The organism is Stenotrophomonas pictorum JCM 9942 (genome assembly GCF_001310775.1).
In the GTDB taxonomy this organism is placed as follows: Bacteria; Pseudomonadota; Gammaproteobacteria; order Xanthomonadales; family Xanthomonadaceae; genus Stenotrophomonas; species Stenotrophomonas pictorum.
Genome location: NZ_BAZI01000722.1, coordinates 1 through 766, shown reverse-complemented (window position 1 = coordinate 766; position 766 = coordinate 1). Strand labels below are relative to the sequence as shown.

At 70.0% G+C, this 766-nt stretch carries 1 protein-coding gene; it reads right to left on the bottom strand.

Annotation, left to right across the window (positions count from 1 at the left end; all coding sequences use genetic code 11):
• A partial coding sequence (locus JCM9942_RS17290) for a D-(-)-3-hydroxybutyrate oligomer hydrolase (RefSeq protein WP_218185531.1) occupies window positions 1–766 on the bottom strand: 766 nt, incomplete at both ends.

Here is a 766-nt window from a genome sequence, read left to right as displayed (position 1 = left end):
CGGCCGCCAGCGTGGCGCAGCGCAGCGCGGCCCCGGCTTGCAAGGCGGCAGTCAGTGGCGGCTGCGGCAGATCGTCCATATGCAGCTGCGCGCACGGCATCAGCAGCGCCGCCTCGGTGGTGTAGTCGTACAGCGCGCGCGAACCCGGGCCATCGGAATAGACACTCGGCTCGCCGGCTACCACCGCGTCCAGCCAGTCGCCCTCCATTTCCGCCGCGCGCAGCACCGCGCCACCGCCGTTGGAAATCCCCACGGCGATGATGCGGGTGTTGTCGAAGGTGAACGGCGCGGCCTGCGGATACGCCTGTTCCAGCGCCAGCAGCGCGTACTCGGCCGCCTGCTTCACATGGCGCCCCCAATCGGCCTCCGGGTTGTCCTTGGAATGGGCGTGCTTGAACGCCACGCCCGAGGCGTTGACCGGGGCATCCGGCACGAACGCCAGATCGGCCGCCTCGCCCAGCGCACCGACCGTGCCGTTGGCGCGGACACCGATCTGCGCGTCCAGGTCGTAGTAATCGCTGCCGGCACCCTTGTCGGTGTAGACCACCGCACAGCCCTTGGGCAGACCCCACGCCGCCGCCACCGACACCGCGCCATAGATGCCGCGCGAACCGGAGGCCGGAGCGACCAGCACACAGCGCTTGCTCAGATTGAAATTGTCCGGCACCTGCGCCAGCACGCGGTGCGGCTGGCGCGCATCGGGCAGCCGCGCATAGGCCGAGTACTCGCGACCGGGCACGCTTTCAAGACTGCCGAACAGCTCGCC